This is a genomic window from Roseibium sp. M-1 (assembly GCF_054515675.1).
Genome location: NZ_CM137257.1, coordinates 1363729 through 1381360, shown reverse-complemented (window position 1 = coordinate 1381360; position 17632 = coordinate 1363729). Strand labels below are relative to the sequence as shown.

Annotated in this window: 16 protein-coding genes; 7 read left to right on the top strand and 9 right to left on the bottom strand. The window is 59.4% G+C overall.

Features of this window, described 5'->3' with window-relative positions; translation table 11 throughout:
• The first annotated feature begins 93 nt into the window (after positions 1-93).
• Genes mltG through gmk form a run of 3 tightly spaced genes read left to right on the top strand, consistent with a single transcriptional unit; the run spans position 94 to position 2879 of the window.
• The gene (gene mltG, locus ACX3M4_RS06305; protein ID WP_459357738.1) at positions 94-1224 is read left to right on the top strand and encodes an endolytic transglycosylase MltG; all 1131 of its coding nucleotides are present in this window, start codon (positions 94-96) and stop codon (positions 1222-1224) included.
• Positions 1225-1273: 49 nt separating this feature from the next.
• Positions 1274-2167: a YicC/YloC family endoribonuclease gene (locus ACX3M4_RS06300; RefSeq protein WP_459357737.1), complete on the top strand. Its 894-nt coding sequence runs from the start codon at positions 1274-1276 to the stop codon at positions 2165-2167.
• Positions 2168-2171: 4 nt separating this feature from the next.
• Entirely contained in the window at positions 2172-2879 is a 708-nt protein-coding gene (gene gmk, locus ACX3M4_RS06295) for a guanylate kinase (RefSeq protein ID WP_459357736.1), read from the top strand.
• A gap of 13 nt (positions 2880-2892) precedes the next feature.
• On the opposite strand, the gene ACX3M4_RS06290 is transcribed toward gmk, so the two are convergent.
• Positions 2893-3816, bottom strand: coding sequence for a LysR family transcriptional regulator (locus ACX3M4_RS06290; RefSeq protein WP_459357735.1), 924 nt, complete (start codon positions 3814-3816; stop codon positions 2893-2895).
• Positions 3817-3899: 83 nt separating this feature from the next.
• Between ACX3M4_RS06290 and ACX3M4_RS06285 the strand changes: the two genes are divergently transcribed.
• Positions 3900-4118, top strand: coding sequence for a hypothetical protein (locus tag ACX3M4_RS06285; RefSeq protein ID WP_459357734.1), 219 nt, complete (start codon positions 3900-3902; stop codon positions 4116-4118).
• Here ACX3M4_RS06285 and rsmA read toward each other — a convergent pair.
• The 6 genes from rsmA to lptF all read right to left on the bottom strand — a co-directional run bounded on the left by rsmA (position 4096) and on the right by lptF (position 11849).
• Positions 4096-4947, bottom strand: a complete 852-nt coding sequence (gene rsmA, locus ACX3M4_RS06280; protein WP_459357733.1) for a 16S rRNA (adenine(1518)-N(6)/adenine(1519)-N(6))-dimethyltransferase RsmA — start codon at positions 4945-4947, stop codon at positions 4096-4098. The genes ACX3M4_RS06285 and rsmA overlap by 23 nt on opposite strands.
• An 11-nt stretch (positions 4948-4958) precedes the next feature.
• Positions 4959-5978, bottom strand: a complete 1020-nt coding sequence (gene pdxA, locus ACX3M4_RS06275) for a 4-hydroxythreonine-4-phosphate dehydrogenase PdxA (protein WP_459357732.1) — start codon at positions 5976-5978, stop codon at positions 4959-4961.
• Positions 5979-5984: 6 nt separating this feature from the next.
• Entirely contained in the window at positions 5985-6905 is a 921-nt protein-coding gene (locus ACX3M4_RS06270) for a SurA N-terminal domain-containing protein (protein ID WP_459357731.1), read from the bottom strand.
• A 246-nt stretch (positions 6906-7151) separates the two neighbouring features.
• Positions 7152-9473 (bottom strand): LPS-assembly protein LptD, encoded by a 2322-nt coding sequence (locus tag ACX3M4_RS06265; protein WP_459357730.1) that lies wholly within the window; start codon positions 9471-9473, stop codon positions 7152-7154.
• Between the two features lie 55 nt (positions 9474-9528).
• Positions 9529-10620 carry an LPS export ABC transporter permease LptG gene (gene lptG / locus ACX3M4_RS06260; RefSeq protein WP_459357729.1) on the bottom strand — a complete coding sequence of 364 codons (1092 nt, stop codon included), beginning with the start codon at positions 10618-10620 and terminating at the stop codon, positions 9529-9531.
• Positions 10620-11849 (bottom strand): LPS export ABC transporter permease LptF, encoded by a 1230-nt coding sequence (gene lptF, locus ACX3M4_RS06255; RefSeq protein WP_459357728.1) that lies wholly within the window; start codon positions 11847-11849, stop codon positions 10620-10622. The genes lptG and lptF overlap by 1 nt, the downstream gene beginning before the upstream one ends.
• Positions 11850-12040: 191 nt before the next feature.
• On the opposite strand from lptF, the gene ACX3M4_RS06250 reads away from it, so the two are divergent.
• The 3 genes from ACX3M4_RS06250 to ACX3M4_RS06240 all read left to right on the top strand — a co-directional run bounded on the left by ACX3M4_RS06250 (position 12041) and on the right by ACX3M4_RS06240 (position 14931).
• Positions 12041-13540: a leucyl aminopeptidase gene (locus ACX3M4_RS06250; RefSeq protein ID WP_459357727.1), complete on the top strand. Its 1500-nt coding sequence runs from the start codon at positions 12041-12043 to the stop codon at positions 13538-13540.
• A 520-nt stretch (positions 13541-14060) separates the two neighbouring features.
• Complete coding sequence (locus ACX3M4_RS06245; RefSeq protein ID WP_459357726.1) at positions 14061-14513, top strand: DNA polymerase III subunit chi; 453 nt, start codon at positions 14061-14063, stop codon at positions 14511-14513.
• A gap of 22 nt (positions 14514-14535) precedes the next feature.
• Positions 14536-14931, top strand: coding sequence for a rhodanese-like domain-containing protein (locus ACX3M4_RS06240; RefSeq protein ID WP_459357725.1), 396 nt, complete (start codon positions 14536-14538; stop codon positions 14929-14931).
• A gap of 33 nt (positions 14932-14964) precedes the next feature.
• Here ACX3M4_RS06240 and ACX3M4_RS06235 read toward each other — a convergent pair whose 3' ends face one another.
• Together ACX3M4_RS06235 and ACX3M4_RS06230 are read right to left on the bottom strand one after the other, a co-directional pair.
• Positions 14965-16161: a hypothetical protein gene (locus ACX3M4_RS06235; protein WP_459357724.1), complete on the bottom strand. Its 1197-nt coding sequence runs from the start codon at positions 16159-16161 to the stop codon at positions 14965-14967.
• Between the two features lie 348 nt (positions 16162-16509).
• Positions 16510-17586, bottom strand: coding sequence for a hypothetical protein (locus ACX3M4_RS06230; protein WP_459357723.1), 1077 nt, complete (start codon positions 17584-17586; stop codon positions 16510-16512).
• Positions 17587-17632 lie beyond the last annotated feature (46 nt).

The window sequence follows — 17632 nt, the reverse complement described above, 5'->3', positions numbered from 1 at the left end:
CATCGGTCCGGCCGGAGACTTTGATCCAGACAACTGGTCCGTTTGAGCCTGAATCAGGGATTTGGGGGCTCACTCTTGGAGGTGCGACCGAATATGCGCATTAAGCCCAAAAGCCCGCGTGAAGCCTTGCAGCCCGAGCCCGCTCCGGCCCCGCCGCAGCGTTCGCGCCACGTCCGCAACCCGCTGGTCATCCTGATAAATCTGATCCTGACCCTGACTGTGTTCGGGTTGGCCGCCGTCGGCGGTGCGCTTTATTTCGGCAAGGAGAAATTCGAGGAAGCCGGGCCACTGCAGAAAGAGGCTACGGTGGTGATCTCCTCCGGGGCAGGGCTCACCGGCATCACGGACAGGCTGTCCGGGCAGGGGGTCATCGCTGACAGCCTGGTCGACGAATGGATCTTCAACCTGGGTATCCGGTTCTACAAGAATGCGACCAAGCTCAAGGCCGGTGAATATGCCTTCAAGCCTGGCGTTTCCATGCAAGATGTCATGACCGATCTGGTTGAAGGCAACGCGGTTACCCATTCCGTCACGGTTCCGGAAGGCTGGACAACCGCCCAGATCATCGAGCGGGTGCGCGAGCATCCTGTGCTGACCGGCGAGATCACCGACATTCCGGTTGAAGGGGCTTTGTTGCCCGAGACCTATACTTTCGCGCGTGGCACGTCCCGCCAGGAAGTCATCAACCAGATGAAGGCGGCCCAGACGAAACTGCTTTCCGAGATCTGGGAACGGCGTACCAACGACTTGCCGGTAAAGACACCCGAGGAACTGGTGATCCTTGCCTCCATCGTCGAGAAGGAAACCGCGCTGGCCGATGAACGTCCGCGCGTGGCAGGCGTCTTCGTCAACCGACTCAACAAGAGCATGCGCCTGCAGTCCGATCCGACGATCCTCTACGGCCTATACGGCGGCGAAGCCTGGCTCAAGGACCGCTCGGCGATCAAGCAGTCCGAGCTGAAGCAAGAAAACGAGTACAACACCTATCAGATCGACGGTCTGCCGCCCGGTCCGATCGGCAATCCAGGACGCGCCGCCATGGAAGCGGTCGCCAATCCGTCCCGGACGCTGGATCTCTATTTTGTCGCTGACGGCACGGGCGGGCATGTTTTTGCCGAGACATATGAGCAGCATCAGGCCAATGTCCGCAAATGGCGCCAGGTGGAAAAAGACAGACGGCAGGCTGAACAAGACCAAGCAACACAGCCGGCAACGTCCAACTGACCGGGCGCGCCGTTCAGGCGGTGCGGCCGGCCGATTTCGGAGGGGGCAGATGGCACTGGCCAGCATGACGGGATTCGCACGCGCTCTGGGCGAATCCGGACAGGTCCGCTGGACCTGGGAACTGAGATCCGTGAACGGCAAGTCTCTGGATCTCAGGATCCGTATTCCGACGGGACTTGAAACGCTGGAACCCAGGATACGTGAGCGCTGCAGCAAGCTTCTGCGGCGCGGCAACGTCTCCGTCGGACTTGCGATGCAGCGGGACCAGTCGGAACAGCAGTTGCAGGTCAATGAGTCCGCGCTGGATGCCGTGCTCGCCACGATCGAGCTTCTGAAGAACAGGGTTCCCGATCTAGCCCCGCCGTCCCTCGACGGCATCCTCTCCCAGAAAGGCGTCTTCGAGCTTAAGGAACCGGAAGAGGACGAGGAGGTTCAGGCAGCTCTGCACAATGCGCTTCTGACCACGCTCGATGCGGCGCTGATCGATCTCGTCGACATGCGTCACACGGAAGGGCAGGCGATCAGCCGGGTCGTGCGCGACCAGATCGACCACATAGCGGAACTGACACAGGCAGCCGAGGGCCTGCCGGCGCGCAAGCCGGACGCGATCAAGGCGCGCTTGAAGAAGCAGCTTGCCGAACTGATGGATGCCTCCGACGGCCAGCTCGATCCCCAGCGCCTGCATCAGGAAGCGGTGTTTCTCGCCACCAAGGCGGATATCCGCGAAGAACTGGACCGGCTCCATGCCCATGTGGCGGCGGTGCGCGAGTTGATGGACACGGGCGGCGCCATCGGCCGGCGCCTTGATTTTCTGGCGCAGGAATTCAACCGGGAAGCCAATACGCTCTGTTCCAAGTCGAACGACGTGGAACTGACGGCAATCGGGCTGGACTTGAAGGCCGTTATCGATCAAATGCGTGAGCAGATACAGAACCTGGAGTAAGCCCATGACCGACGCGCCCGCAGGAACCCCGAAAGGGACCACCGTGAGTGCGGAAGAGGCCGAGCAGCAGCGCCGCGGCCTGATGCTTGTGCTGTCGTCGCCCTCAGGCGCTGGCAAATCCACCATCGCGCGCCTGCTTCTGCAGAACGAGGACAATCTCGCCCTCTCCATTTCCGTCACCACGCGGCCACGCCGCTCCAGTGAAGTCGACGGCGTGCATTACAAATTCCTCGATGCGAAACAGTTCGAGCGGATGCGTGAGCACGACGAGTTGCTGGAATGGGCCGAAGTGCATGGCAACTATTACGCCACGCCGCGCGGTCCGGTCGAGAATGCCATCGAGAACGGCAAGGACATCCTGTTCGATATCGATATCCAGGGCACCTTCCAGCTTTATGAGAAGATGCGCGACGACGTTGTTTCCATCTTCATTCTGCCGCCGTCCATAGCCGAAATGAAATCCCGCCTGAAGCGGCGTGCCGAAGACGAGGATTCAGTTATCCTCAAGCGCATGAAGACCGCCGTCGGCGAAATGCGCCACTGGTCGAAATACGATTATGTGGTCGTCAACGACGATCTGGAACGGGCGTACGAAAACGTTCGCGCGATCCTGCGGGCCGAGAGGCTGAAGCAGTTCCGCTCTCCCAAGATCGGTCCGCTCATCCAGGGCATGGTCGACGACCTGGAGCAGGAGCTCGGCGAAAACGCCTGATCGAATTCGAAAGTCAGGCTGACTTCAGATTGCGTCTCGACAACTCCGCCGTCGTGGCGGTGCGTTGCCGGTAGAGCTGGACGATCCGGTTCTTGACCTCCGACAGTGTCGGATGGAAACGCAGCCGCTCGTGGAAACTCATCCAGCTTTCGTTTTGGGCGAGCGGTTTCGCCGTCAGGCGCTTCAATCCCTCGGCCTCGGCGATCCAATCCGGCAAAATACCCATCGCGTGTCCCGCTTGGAGAACATTGCAGAGCGCGACCGAACTGTTGACCGCGTAGCGGCACGGGCGTCCCTGCAGGATTTCGTTGAGCAATTGAGAAGATTTGAGCCGGGCCCTGTTGCCGCAATAACCTGCCCAGACCTGATCTTGCCAGGTCGAGGGATCGGTGGTCTCCGGATGCCTGTTGCAGAAATCTTCCGAGGCATAAACGTGGAAGGCGATTTCTCCCATCTTCTGGGCGATCAGGTGCGGATGCTTCGGGGCGCGGTTGCCGATGGCTATATCGGCCGAATTCCGGCTGAGATCCCAGAAGGCATCGTCCGCATAGAACTCCAGCCGCACCCCTGACAGCCCTCGGGTGATGTCGTCGAGATGCCGGGTGAGGAAATGCTGACCCCATTCGCCCAGGGTTATCCTGCAGACCTGGTCCGGAGAATCGAGTTTCTCCAGATCAACGGCACGGCTGAAATCGGCAGCGCCACGTGCCATGGATCTGGCCACTTTCAACAGCCTCCGGCCACCGCCTGTAAGGTCGTAACCTGTTTGCCGCCGATCGAAGAGCTGCACGTCCAGTTGCTCTTCCAGCCGTGCGATGTGCCGGCCAACAGTTGGCTGCGAAAGACCAAGCTCCTGTGCTGCCCGGCTGAGGCTTTGATGTTCGGCGACGGCAAGAAACACCCGCACCGCATCCCAATCGAAATCGCTGCTATTCATTACTGAATGATAGCATGCAGTCTTATTCAATTACATTGGGAAAGAGCTCTGACATCTTGGCTTCGTCACCAACGAGGCTGAACATGAACATCAACTGGCTCAAGTCACTGATACAAAAGAAGAGATCCGTTCTCCTTCCCAACTCCGCCCAGCCCGGAAGCAACAATGCCCTGCCTGTTTGGCTTGCGCGGGATCTCGGGCTCGATGATCCGGAAAACCTCAAGGCGGTCGAGACGGGAGGTTGCAGGAAATCCGAGACCGGATACCGCCCCAAAGGCACTAAACAGCCCGGGCATTCCTGAAGGTGTTTGCCAGGTCGACAAAGCCGGCAATGTCGATTTCCTCCGCACGCGCCGTCGGTTTAAGTCCGGCCTGCTCGATCAGCCCTTCCGCATCGGGCGAGAGCGCCTTCAGGCTGGCCCTGAGCATCTTGCGCCGCTGACCGAAGGCGGCCGCGGTGATCTTTTCCAGAGCCTTCAGGTCACAGGCAAGCGGTGCCAGGTTCGGGACAAGATGCACGACAGCGGAGGTGACCTTCGGTGGCGGCGTGAAGGCCTTCGGGCTGATATCGAAGAGGATGCCACCCTTGCAGCGCCAGCCGGCCAGGACGCCAAGCCGCCCATAGGCCTTGGACCCGGGTTCCGCGCTGATCCGCTCGCCGACTTCTTTCTGGAACATCAATGTCAACGACGACCAGAAGGGTGGCCAATCCGCCGTGGTGATCCAGTTGATAAGGAGTTGCGTGCCGACGTTGTAGGGCAGGTTCGCAGCAATCCGGACCTTGTCGCCGCCAGTTACAGCCAGCGGATCGATCTCCAGCGCGTCTCCCTCGATCACCTCCAGACGACCTGGATAATGCGCGGCAATTTCGGCAAGCGCAGGCAGGCAGCGGCTGTCCTTTTCGATGGCGACCACTTTCTTCGCGCCGCTCGCAAGCAGCGCCCTTGTGAGGCCGCCCGGTCCCGGTCCGATCTCGAGCACGGTGCAGTCATCCAGGCTGCCGGCGGAACGGGCTATGCGGGACGTCAGATTGAGGTCGAGCAGAAAGTTCTGTCCGAGCGACTTCTTGGCATTGAGGCCATGGGTCGCAATCACCTCGCGTAACGGGGGCAGGTCGTCGATCTGTGCCATCTGGCGAAGTCCTAAAGGCGGTCGGGATTGGCGAGGACGTCCGCCATGCGCAGCGATGCTGCGAAACTGTCGATCCGGGCCCCGCCGGTTCCGGCAAGATTGTAGGCTGTACCATGATCGGGTGATGTGCGCACAAAAGGCAGGCCGAGCGTGACATTGACACTGTCGTCGAAGCCGATGGTTTTGGCCGGGATCAGAACCTGATCGTGATACATGCCGAGAACACAGTCGTATTGTGCCCGTGCCTGGGGGTGGAACAGCGTATCGGCCGAGTGCGGTCCGCTGGCCTCGATGCCCATGTTGCGAAGACGATCGACGGCAGGGGCGATGATATCGCGGTCTTCGATGCCCATGGAACCGTTTTCGCCCGCATGCGGGTTCAACCCGCACAGCGCCAGCCGGGGCGTATGGTAGCCGAACCGGTTTTTCAGGTCGCGGGCTGTGATCTCCGCCGTATCGACGATCAGTGCGCTCGTCAGGGCTTCTGGAACGTCTTTGAGGGCGATATGGATGGTAACGGGAACAACCATCAGCTCGGGTCCCGCAATCATCATCACGGGCTGCGAAGGCTCGCCGGGCCAGTGCCGCTCGGCAAGCGAGCCAAGATATTCCGTGTGGCCTGGAAAGGTAAAGCCGGTCCGGTAGAGGGCTGCCTTGTTGATCGGGCAGGTGACAAGCGACGTGGCGCTTCCCGACCATATGTCTTCGACACAGCCCTCGATGGCGGCGATGACGGAGGCTGCCGTCTCCGGATCTTCTTCGCCGGGCCGGTCGGCAAGGGCAGGGCCGGTCTGGACGATCGGCAGTGCCTTCGAAAAGGCAGCACATGCCTCTTCCGGTGCAACTGCTTGCAGCCTGGCAGACATGCCCAGCCTTTCCGCGCGGCTGCGGAACAGGCTTTCATCGCCGCGTACATAAAAGGGAGGCAAGCCCAATGACTTGCGGTTGGCCCACGCCATGAGAACGAGGTCCGGTCCAATACCGGCAGGCTCTCCCATGCTGACGGCGATCGACTCCTTGGGCGAACGCATATGGGATCAGCGGTAAATGATGGTGGCGCGGCGGCGGATTTCCATCAGGAACCGGCGGGACTGGGCTTCGCCTTCCTTGGCGCGCAGTTCATTTTCCACTTCGGTGCGGACCGCGATATCCGACGCGATTTCCCGCTTCCCGCAAACGGCAATCATCTCATAGCCGATCGGCGTGGTTGAAGGCTTGGTCAGGCGTCCCGGTTCGAGCGCCTGGATCTCGGCGCGCAGGTCTTCCGGCAGTTCGGTTTCCAGCCGTCGCCCGATCGGTTGAACGACGACTTCACTGAACTTGCCAAGCACGGTGCCGGCGGCATCGCAGTCGTTGAAGGCGGAACGGATCTGGTCGCTTTCGTTCTTTCGCTTGGACTTGAACCCGCCGGAGGAGTTCTTTGGCACAACGACGATGACACGCTTGAGGTCGTATTCCACGGATTTCTGCCGGTCTTCTTCGTCGGTCTTCTTCAAGGCCGCAATGATATCGGATTCATTTACGTCGACGCCGCCGGAAAACCGCGAGCGCATCAACTGGCTCCAGGCGAGCTGTGCCTTCAGCCGTCTCTTGAGCGTGTCCGGTTTCACGCCACCGCTCTGCAGGGCTTTGGAAAGCTGCGCCGGCGACATTTTCACATTGCGCGCGATGTTGTTGTAGGCGTTGTCGACTTCCGACGGACCGATATCGATCCCGACCCTTTCGGCTTCTGTCAGCTTCACCTGATCGTCAATCAGCTCTTCTTCGGCCTGCTTCTTGGCAACACCGGCGGCAGTTCTTTGCGTGAGTGTGATCAGCCGCGCCCGCTGGCTGATGTCGTAATCAGTGATCGGCACATCGTTGACGACCACCTTGATAGCGGCATTCGCCGGCTGGGACAGCGGCGCCGACAATATCAGAGCGAGGCTAAAGAAGACCGGGGCAAAACGAAGTCGCATTGAATAACCATCCGTGCTGGCATCAGGCCAAACCGAAGTTCGTTGTTTTGTGACATGATGTTTCGCATATCATGCCGGCAATTTCAAAGTTTCCCCGCATCATGCCTTATTTCGTGGCGGTATGATGACTTTTGGATGTCGGGGCGTGCCTACCGGTCGACTGTCCGCGGGCGTGAAAAGACCGATATCTTCTGGTTTGAGTTGAACGGGGCAACTGCCTTGCCCCGACTCGCCGGACACGTCGGTTTAATTGAGAACACCGCTGGATACTTGGGTATTGCCGATGGTTCTCAGGCCGAGTCGGAAATAGAGCGTCCGGTTAACCTCGTCGCCGTCATTCCGGCTGCGGTCCTCGGCATAGGTTACGGAAAGCGAGAAGCCCTCATCGTCATAGCCGATGCCAATGCCGTCCTGCACGATGTTGCTGTTCTGCAGATCGTAGCGCATGGAACCGAAGATACGCCAATTTTCCTCGATCCGCAGGCTTGCGGAGCCTAGCAATTCCTCGCGCGGGTCGTCGATACCAACATCTGGCTGCGCGTTCAGGAATGCATAGGCAAGCGAGGAAACGACGGGACCGTAGATCGCGCTTGCCTGCGCCTGAACGCGATTGAGAGAGAAGTCGTCCTTGTCCAGCCGTGCTTGTGCGCCGAGTTTCACGCCGTATTGCGTATCGAGGTAAAGGCTGCCGACATAATCGGATAGATCGTTTTCAAGACCCGAATCCTGCGTGGCGCCAAGAATGTCTGGCGTGGCGTAGGAGTTTTCGCCCGCAAGATGATAGGACCGGCCGACAAGCCCGCTGAGATAATAGCCGCTGTCGAGCTGGAGCTTGTAGTTGACGCCCAAATTGAGACGTGTGCCGCCTTCGGACCGGTCGAAACCGGAAAACTTGTCCGGGTCGAAAAGCGTCGTCGTGTCGAAAACGATGCTCTGGGCATCGTCGTTCGGCAGTTCGCCGATCCGCTGCTCATCGGGACGGGCAACGATCTGCGCCACCGGCTCGAGGATCTGGTTGCCGCCGTTGAATGTGGCAATGAACGGATAGCGGTATTCCAGGCCCACCGCCGGCATCGCGCGGCCAACGAAGCTTTCACCTGTCAGCGCGGTCACGTCGGAATCGGGGGAGGCCAGGAAGAACAGGTCACCGCGCACATAGGCGAACGGAGTGAAGGACTGGCCTAGCGGGTCGATGAAGGTCCGCCGCCAGTTGCCTTTGACCGACACGCGCGAGAAAGTACCGTCGACGCCGCGGAATTTCGGCGTCGTGCCGCCATCGATCGAGAACGCGTCTGTCTCGTCGCGTGTCAGCGAAGTGAAGTTCGCAGTAAGGGCCAGCTCACCTGCCAGTATCGGATCGGCAAAGACATAGTCGTAGTCGATGACGGGGAGCACCAGCGGCTGCTTGTCCTGCAGCGAGCTGCCGACGGGCGAGAAGCCGTTGGCATCGAATTCGCTGTCGGTATAGTCCTCCTGCGAAATCTGGTAGGCATAGGCCCGCACGGAAAGCGCGTTCCGCTGGTTGTTGCCCTCCAGAAAAATCTGCGAGGTGTCGCCGCCACCGAAACTTGTGAACGAGTAATCCTCGAAGAACTGACGGTCGCTCTTGTAAGTCAGATCCCAGCCGAGCGTCCAGTCACGCGCAAGCGAGAAGGACGCTTGCGTATTGACCGCACCGCGCAAGCGTTCATCTGCCCTGGAAGTGGAAAACTGGCCTGGCTGTGCCTGAAACAGGCCGGCTGCTGAAAAGCTGACCTGACCGGCCGCGAACCGGTGCCGGTATTGCACGTCTCCGAACAGGCCCTGCTTGGTCAGCGGCGTCAGCGTTGTGGTGACGTCGTAATACGGGCTGAGCGCCCAGTAATAGGGAACAGTCACGCCATAGCCGAGCTTGTCCGATACGATGCCGCTCGGCATCAGGAAACCCGATTTCCGCGTGACCGACGGATCGGGCATGGACAGATAGGGCAACCAGGCGATCGGCCGGCCGTAGACTTCGAAGGCCGCGTTCTCGAACCGGATGATCTTTTCCTGCTGATTGTGGATGATCTTCTCGGCGCGCACCCGCCAGAGCGGCGGCTTGTTCGGGGGATTGGTGGGCCTTGTATAAACCGTATAGACGCCGTTATCGATTGTCGTGACGCTGCTGCTCTCGCGCGTGGCTCGTTCCGCCAGGAAACGCGTGCGCTTGGTCGTGTCGATCTGCAGGGCGCGTGCGAACCCGTTTGAGAAGTCCTCGGACAGGACCATTTCCTCGGTGCGCACGACATTGCCGTTTTTTTCAATGAAGATGACGTTGCCGGTCGCCTTCAACTGCTGGCTCTTGCGGTCGAAAATGATCTGGTGCGCCTGGACGGTGTTGCCGTCGTAATAAACCTGCACGCTGCCGGTCGCGACGATCAGGTCCCGGTCGAAGTCATAGGTGATCTCGCTGGATTCCAGCAGCAGCTCGGCATTGGGGTCGAGCTGAGTGGAAAGGTCTGAAGCAATTTCCTGCGCGGACGCGGGCGCGACATAGGCATGACAAAGGGATGCCGTGATGGCGACAACGCTTGCCGCCGCCAGCAATCTGCCCCTGTTGGCCCAAATCCCAGTGCTCAGAAAGGTCGGAAAAGGCATTGCTTTAACCGTCTTCCTGATTCAAGAGGATCGTCAAACCCATAAGTACTCCAAATATTCCCGGCGCCCAGGCCGCCACCAAGGGAGGGACGATACCCGCGCCCCCGAAGTCCTTGGCAAGTTCGGTTAGAACGTAAAGCACGAACCCGGACAGGATTCCACCCAGAATCATACTACCCAACCCACCAAACCGCGAAACTTTAAGGGAAACCGCCGCCGCAATCAAAATCATCGCGACCAAAAGAAGCGGACGGGCAAGCAGGGTCTGATATTGCAAATTATACCGATAGGCGGGTAACCCAGCGTTCCTGGCCAATTCGATGAAGCGGGGCAAATTCCAGAACGAAATCGATTCGGGCGAGCCAATGCTCTCGCGCACTTCGGTCGCCGTCAGGAAAGTGCTGACCTGATACCGGCCGTAAGGCTGCGGATCCTGTTCGGTAGTGTAGACGATCGCGTCGTCGAGATACCAGATCTGGTTGCCGAGATGGGCATCCGCCGCCTCGATACGCTCGCGGAACGTGCCGTCCTTGTCGAAAGTGAACACGGTCACCCCGCGCAGCCGGGTGCCACCGTCCAGAAGCTGCTTGGCCAGAAGCACGGATTCTCCGTCAAGCCCGTCCTGGCGAACCCAGACGTCATTGGAGGCCTGAAGCAGGAAACTTTGCTCGGCACCGAAAAGGCCGGCAGCCGCTTCGTCTGATTTCTGCTGGAACCAGACGGCGGCCGGATTGTAGAGCGTGATGGAAAGTATTCCGAGCACGATGCCGACGACGATCGCCGGCAGGGAAAATTGCCAGACGGAAATTCCCGAAGCACGTGCCACCACCAGCTCCAGCGCACGGCTTAGAGACACGAATGCCGCGATGGCCCCGAAAAGGACCGTAAATGGAATCACCTGTTCCAGCAGCAGCGGCACTCTGAGGAGGGAAATGAGGGCGACGCGCAAGACCGAGAAACCCTCGCGGTCGCCGCCTCGCCGGACGAGTTCCAGAACATCGAACAGGAAAATCAAAACGGCGGCAAAGAGGAACAGCCCGAGGATCGCTTTCAGGAAGCGTCCGGAAAAATAGGCTGAAAGTGTACGGCCGAGCATCAGGCGGTGCCTCCGCGGTGGCCGCCGTTCAATCGGTCGGTCAAGGCGTCGACACGGTCCTGGATGGCAAGCTGCAGCTCAGCAATCCATCTGGGCTGGGCACCGCGCTGTCCGCGGAAAATCGAAATCAGCGCCAGGAAGGCACCTCCAACGGGCACGACATAGAGCAGGCCAAGCAGGGCCTCCGAGCCGCCGGAAATCGCGGTGACACCAAAGCCGGTAGTTCGCAGGAGAACGCAAGCACTGATGGCACCAAGGACGGCAAGACCACGTCCCTGGCGGGTTGTCCGGGCCTTGCCCAGGAACGCAAACACGATCAGGCCGAAGGACAGGCAATAGAGCGGCTGGCTGAAGCGCTCATGAAGTTCCTGGGACAGCTTGTCGGGGTTCTTCAACGCATATTCGTCGGAACGGCCGGGCGCCATCAAATTGGCGGTGGTGCGCTCGCTGGCCTTGAACACGGGTTCTCCGGCTTCCGGGATGAGGTTCGACAGGTCGAAGGCGTAGGACTGGAAGCGGACGATGGAGATGTCGCCCTGCTTCTTCGGCCGCCGCTGGATAGTGCCGTTCTGCATGACAAGCAGTGTGCGGTCCGCGGCTTCCACGATCTGACCGGTGTCGGCCTGATAGGTGAACGCGGTTTCCTCGTCGCGCGTGTCGTGAAGCAGCAGTCCGTCGAGCGTGCCATTGCCGGTACGGTTGCGGATGTGGAAGGTCAGGCCGCTTTCAACTGTGATGAAGCGGCCCGGCTTGACGATATTGGCCACAAGGTCGGCCCGCACGCGCGTGATCTCGGTGCGCAGCTGCGCCAGACCTTGCGGGGCAAAATGGAGCGACATGCTGGCCGTCAGCAGCATGACGATGGCCGAGAACAGCATTACCGGCTTCAGAACAAGGAAGCGGGAGCCGCCCGAGGCGTCGATCACGATCAGCTCGCTGTCGCCGGAAAGGGAATTCAGCACTAGGATAAGGGCGATCATCAGGGCAAAGGGAGCGACGATCACGATCAGGAAGGGCAGCGCAAGCATCGTGATGCCGATGAACTGGACGATCGTCTGACCTTTCGAGGTCACGAGATCCAGCTGGCGCAATGCCTGGGTCGCCCAGACCACACCCGTCATTGCCGTAATCGTGAGAGTGAATGCGTAGGCCGTCCGCCGGATAATGTAGCGCTCGAGCGTTTTCATAATCGTACCGGCACAGGCCTCTGCAAAATTGACGAATTCCAACCCTTGTCCGAATAACACGGAATGTGGTGAATGGCCCATGAATAAGAATGGTAAATATACATTAATTTTTGTCGCTCTTGCCGAAAAGCTGTTGAAACCCCATGATTTGCAGCAAATCCCGCAATCATAGGGATAGAGGTTGGAAACTCGCCACCGCCTCTCGTCATCAGACCAAACATCAGGACCGAAGCATGACCAAGCTTGCAAAACTTACCTTCACCAAGGCAGCCGCTCCGAAGGACGGCGTCGCCGTGATCCTGGCCGGCGAGGACCTCGCGCTCGGGGCACTTGCAGGGGAGGTCGTTTCCGGTCTTCAGGGCGGTTTGCAGCGGCCCGCCGCCATTGCCGGTTTTTCCGGCAAGAAGAAATCCAGCCTGGACCTGGTGGCACCGGCAGGCGTCGCACTTGACCGGCTGATCGTCTTTGGCACCGGCAAGACAGCCGACCTGACGAAGGACGACTGGCGTGCCTTTGGCGGCGCCGTCTTTGCCGAATTGCAGAAGGCCGGGGCAGAGACCGCAACAGTGCTTCTGGAGGGGCCGGATGGAGCCGGACTTTCCGCTGACGATGCTGCGGAATTCGCCATGGGCACAAAGCTGCGGGCCTATGCCTTCGACACCTACAAGACCGCAAAGAAGGACGGCGACAAGGCAAAGGATCTGAAGCTCTCCATTGCTGTCTCCGATCCAAAGGCCGCCAAGAAGGCTTGGAGCGCAACGGAGGCCATTGCAGATGGCGTGATCCTGGCGCGTGAACTGGTGAACGAGCCGGCAAACGTGCTTGGGCCGGTGGAATTCGCCCAAAAGGCCAGGGAACTTGAAGCGCTCGGAGTCGAGGTGGAAATCCTGGGCGAAAAGGAAATGAAGAAGCTGAAGATGGCGGCGCTTCTTGGCGTCGCACAAGGCTCCGTCCGACCGCCGCAGCTTGCCGTCATGCGCTGGAACGGCGGCAAGAAGGGCGTCGCGCCCGTCGCCCTTGTCGGCAAAGGCGTCGTCTTCGACACGGGCGGTATCTCCATCAAGCCGGCAGCGGGCATGGAGGAGATGAAGGGTGACATGGGCGGTGCGGCAGCCGTCGTCGGTGCCATGCATGCGATTGCCGGCCGCAAGGCCAAGGCCAACGTCATCGGTGTCATCGGGCTCGTGGAAAACATGCCGGACGGCAATGCACAGCGTCCGGGCGACATCGTCACCGCCATGTCCGGCACAACCATCGAGATCCTCAATACCGACGCCGAAGGCCGTCTGGTTCTGGCCGATGCGCTTTGGTACACCCAGGAAAAATACAAACCCGCAATCATGATCGACCTGGCGACCCTGACGGGCGCGGTGCTTGTGGCGCTCGGCAATCTGAATGCTGGTCTCTTCTCCAACAGCGACGAACTGGCGGAAAACCTGCTTGCTGCCGCCAAATCCAGCGGCGAGCCGCTCTGGCGTCTGCCGCTGTCGAAGGACTACGACAAGATCATCGACACGCCGAACGCGGATGTGAAGAACACTGGCGGACGTTGGGCGGGGTCCATCACTGCGGCCCAGTTCCTGCAGCGCTTCACCAACGATGTGCCGTGGGCACATCTGGATATTGCCGGCACGGCCTTTGGCGCTCCCAAGGACGACATCTGCCAGAGCTGGGCCTCCGGCTATGGCGTTCGGCTTCTCAACCAGCTGGTCGCCGATCATTACGAGGGCTGAGACCAGTTTCGGCTTGTCCGGCCTTCGGACCGGACAAGCCGATTGTAATCAGCGAATTACGGACAAAGAAAAACCCGCCTGCGAGGCGGGTTTTCATCGAATTCTATGTGGAAAACTTAGCAGGTCTTATAGGCCTGACACGCTGTTGCCGGTTCGACCAGAAGGCCCATGCCGACCGTCGCGCCCGCAACACCTGCCACCAACGCAAAAAACACAACTACACGTGCGAGCATTCACCAAATCCCCTCATTGCGCTGGGTCGGGAAAACCGGTCACCAGCCAAATCACTCGATCCTCAAATCATTCGATCCCTGGACCGTCCCCGGAACGAACCCTAGTCAATCGACATTTTCGAAGGGTTAATGATACGAGTCTTATGGCAAGTCCATGTCCAGTTTGCCGTCGGGTGAACATCGACGTAACTGTGTTGCAGGCCTGCATCACTTTTGGGACCAGACAATGCAAATCCGGAACACGGCAATGGACAGAGCAATAACGAGGCGTGGCGACAGGAGCCGGAATGAGCGTTGAAGTTGTCTTTTATCATCTCCTGCACAAGCCGCTGGAGGTGGCATTGCCGCAGTTGCTGCAGAAATGCCTGGAGCGGGACTGGAAGGTGGTGGTGCAGACCGGCACGCCGGAGCGTTGCAGTGCACTTGACGCGCATCTGTGGACCTTTACCGATGACAGTTTCCTGCCGCACGGCACAAAGGCCGACGGCTTTGCCGAACATCAGCCGATCTATCTGACCGCCGAGCAGGACAACCCGAACGAAGCCGATGTGCGCTTTCTTGTCGATCGGGCGTCCCCTCCGCCGCTGGAAGCGTACAAGCGGGCGATCTACATGTTCGACGGCAATGATCAGGACGCTGTCCAGGAAGCCCGCCAGCGTTGGAAAGATGCCAAGGCCGACGGCTTCGAAATCGCCTACTGGCAGCAGACCCCATCGGGCGGCTGGGAACGCAAGGCATGAACCGGGAACGGGGAGCGACGAAATGACGAAAACACTGAAGATGACGTCGGCCGACATGGTCGCAGCCGCAAAGGCGCGTATCGAAGAGGTTGAAACGCGAGATGCCATCGCACTCGTGGACGACCCGGGCGTCGTCTTCATCGATTTGCGCGATATTCGCGAGCGCCAGAAACTCGGCTTTATCCCGGGCAGTCACCATTGCCCGCGCGGCATGATCGAGTTCTGGGTCGATCCGGAAAGCCCCTATTTCAAGGAGGTCTTCGGCGAAGACAAGCGCTTCATCTTTCATTGTGCCGCCGGGTGGCGCTCGGCACTGACCGTTGCGATGCTCCAGGACATGGGCTTTGAAGCCTCACATCTGAAAGACGGCTTTGCGGACTGGGTCAAAGAAGGCGGGCCGGTCGAGCACAAGGCTTGATACGGGCCGCCTAAATTCGAGTTTGAGAAGGGACTATTCGGAGGCCTGGGTCAGTCTCAGGTCTTCCTCCGGGTCGCCGGTTCGATCATTGTCGCCGGCATCGGCAGTGTCTTCGGACAAATCATTGTCGGCGCTCTCTGCCGTTGCTTCGCGGATTTCGTCGATCTTGCCGTAATAGTCGCCGACGCCGAGAACCTGCTTGGCCCAGTCGAGCATGTCGTCGTCGACATAGTCGTCGCCATATTCCCGGATGCGGTTCTGGTTCGCCATCGAGACAAGGGCTTCTGGCAAGGCTTCGTCGGAAATGTCTCCGGCAACGGCATCCAAATTGGCCTTGCCGTCCTCATAAGCTGCCTCGGCATCCCGGTAGTCCCGGTAGGTGTCGCTTGCAAGGGCATCGCTCAAGGCTTGCCGCTCCGCTTCGAGCGCTGCGACTTCCGCATCCGTAAGTCCGGTTGTGTCGACGTCGTTCAGGCCTGCGAGGCGAGCCTCAAGTTCTTCGCCCGTCAGGTCCTGATAGGAAAAGTCGTCATGAGCGGTGACCCCTGCAAGCAGTCCTGCGAACTCATCGCGGAAAGCATTAAACTCGTCTTCCAGCCCTCTCAGCGTTTCGGACAATCCTTCGGACGCAAGCGTGCTGTGGATATAGTCCTGGATTGCCGCCAGATGCGGAGAGTTGGAATTCATGTAGGCGTGGTAGTTCCGGTTCAGCGAATTCAACCTGCCCAATTTGGCATTGAAATTTTTCGGCTTTCCTATGGGATTAGCTGCCGGCGTCACGGCAACGTTCGCCAATGTGACGCGCTCCGCCTTGGGCAGGCGATGGCTGCCGGCATTGTACTTGGCCTGGGCTGTATTACGGCGTTTGCCGGACTTGGCGTCGGTTCCGAATACGGAATTCAAGAAACCGTTGATGCCCTTGTTCGCGCTTTTGCTCGACTTCGACTGGCCCTTGTTTTTGCCGTTGCCGAAAATTCCGAATCCTGGGTTTCCACCGCCATTTGAGGCTGACTTCCCTCCACGGTTCCCGTTGCCGCCGTTCCCCTTGTTACCCGAATTCCCCTTGTTGCCACTCCCGGCATTGCCGTTGCCGCCCCCTTTGCCATTGTCGCTCTTTGCATAGGCAGCTCCGGAAGAATAGGAAGTTCCGGGAAGGTCCGGCGTAAAAACGGGGGCTAGCGCGAGTGCTGTTGCGCCGACGAGAAGAGCGGCAGTTTTGGAGAGGGTCATGGGGTTTCCTTGTTGTCCTTCGTCCAGATATTTCAGCTCGCACACGCAGCGACGGGGCCGGTTTTCCGTCCAGTCACACAAAGTGTGGCCAGCCGGTCCAAACGTTCACTTACGACAACCCCTCGGAATTTATTTAGTTCCGGAAAAGTTCGGAAACAGTGCGGTTGGCAGAGAGACGGCACGGTGGAGTGCGGGGGCTGACGGCGGGATAGCCGGAACTGTCGCAGTGCTGCTGCGATGACGATCATTGAAAACGGGTTTATTTGCCCCGATCCTGTTCCTCTAAGGGAAAGCTGAAAACCGGCCAAGGACAGTCGCTATGCAGACCGGCTCGTGCACCTTGGCCGCCTATAGACCGTGAGGGGGCAGGTCTTCCGCCATCGGACTGTCCGGTACGACAGGTTGCACCGTCCGCTGTCCATTTGCCATTTCGTTCCGGATTTCGTCGATTTTGCCTTCGTGGTCGCCGACGCCAAGCACTTGCTTGGCCCAGGCGAGCATGGCTTCGTCGACATAGGTATCGCCATATTCTTCCAGGAGGGCCGGGTCCGCCATGGCGATGAGCGCTTCAGAGAAGGTTTCGTCAGAAATTTCACCCTCAAGTGTCGCAAGTATTTCCTCGCTGTCCGAGTAAGCCGTTTCCGCCGTCTTGAATGCAAGGAACTCTTCGCTCTCAAGCACGGCTTTCAAGGTCAGGCGTTCGGTCTCCAGCAAACCGGCCTGCGCCTCAGGTAGCGCGGCAGGCTCGACAGCTTCCAGAGTGGTGAGCCTTGTCTGCAGCATCTCGGTGGTCGGATCTTCATAAGAATAACCGTCGTGCGCAGAAATGGCGTCCAGAAGGCCTGCCAGCGTGTCGCGTGCTGCAGCCAGTTCCTCCTTCAGGCGCGGCAAACCGCCCGTCACGCGTTCATAATGCAGCGTTGCGCCGATAAAGGCCTGAATCGCAGCAAGGTTGGGGTCGTCCGAGTTCAGGTAGGCGTGATAGTCGCGCTCAAGCGAACTCAGATTGCCAATTCTGGCCTCGAGATTGTTTGCCTGGGTGAGGGGGCTCGGCTGCGGGGTCACGCTGACATTGGCAAGTGTCGCACGTTCCGGCCCGCTCAACCTGTTGCTGCCGGCATTTCTTGAGGATCTGCGGATCTTGCGCGGTTTGTTGCTGAAAACGGAATTCAGAAATCCGTTGAGGTTTCTCATCTGCTTTCGCGCAACGCGTTTGTTGAAGAGGCGGAGATCATTGCTCGCCACCTGAAACTCGGCCGCGTTACGCTTGTCTTGATCGGAACTCAGCGTTCCGTCCTCGTGCAGGCTGACGATGACTTCGGTACCTAAGGGAATAGCCGCGTGAACGCGTTCCGGGGAAAAAACCGGATCGAATACCAAAGCGGCAATGCCAAGAACAATCAGGGCAACTCTCGATGGGGTCATTTGTCCACGTGCTCGTCTGGGTCGTTTTCTTGTCGGACTGTGCCCC

Bases quoted from the DNA above. Each gene is read 5' to 3' on its own strand.
- ACX3M4_RS06300 (WP_459357737.1), top strand. From the start codon at position 1,274: ATGGCACTGGCCAGCATGACGGGATTCGCACGCGCTCTGGGCGAATCC.
- ACX3M4_RS06245 (WP_459357726.1), top strand. From the start codon at position 14,061: ATGAGCGTTGAAGTTGTCTTTTATCATCTCCTGCACAAGCCGCTGGAG.
- ACX3M4_RS06230 (WP_459357723.1), bottom strand. From the start codon at position 17,586: ATGACCCCATCGAGAGTTGCCCTGATTGTTCTTGGCATTGCCGCTTTG.
- lptG (WP_459357729.1), bottom strand. From the start codon at position 10,620: ATGCTCGGCCGTACACTTTCAGCCTATTTTTCCGGACGCTTCCTGAAA.
- ACX3M4_RS06235 (WP_459357724.1), bottom strand. From the start codon at position 16,161: ATGACCCTCTCCAAAACTGCCGCTCTTCTCGTCGGCGCAACAGCACTC.
- mltG (WP_459357738.1), top strand. From the start codon at position 94: ATGCGCATTAAGCCCAAAAGCCCGCGTGAAGCCTTGCAGCCCGAGCCC.
- ACX3M4_RS06270 (WP_459357731.1), bottom strand. From the start codon at position 6,905: ATGCGACTTCGTTTTGCCCCGGTCTTCTTTAGCCTCGCTCTGATATTG.
- ACX3M4_RS06250 (WP_459357727.1), top strand. From the start codon at position 12,041: ATGACCAAGCTTGCAAAACTTACCTTCACCAAGGCAGCCGCTCCGAAG.
- pdxA (WP_459357732.1), bottom strand. From the start codon at position 5,978: ATGCGTTCGCCCAAGGAGTCGATCGCCGTCAGCATGGGAGAGCCTGCC.
- ACX3M4_RS06290 (WP_459357735.1), bottom strand. From the start codon at position 3,816: ATGAATAGCAGCGATTTCGATTGGGATGCGGTGCGGGTGTTTCTTGCC.
- ACX3M4_RS06285 (WP_459357734.1), top strand. From the start codon at position 3,900: ATGAACATCAACTGGCTCAAGTCACTGATACAAAAGAAGAGATCCGTT.
- ACX3M4_RS06240 (WP_459357725.1), top strand. From the start codon at position 14,536: ATGACGAAAACACTGAAGATGACGTCGGCCGACATGGTCGCAGCCGCA.
- rsmA (WP_459357733.1), bottom strand. From the start codon at position 4,947: ATGGCACAGATCGACGACCTGCCCCCGTTACGCGAGGTGATTGCGACC.
- gmk (WP_459357736.1), top strand. From the start codon at position 2,172: ATGACCGACGCGCCCGCAGGAACCCCGAAAGGGACCACCGTGAGTGCG.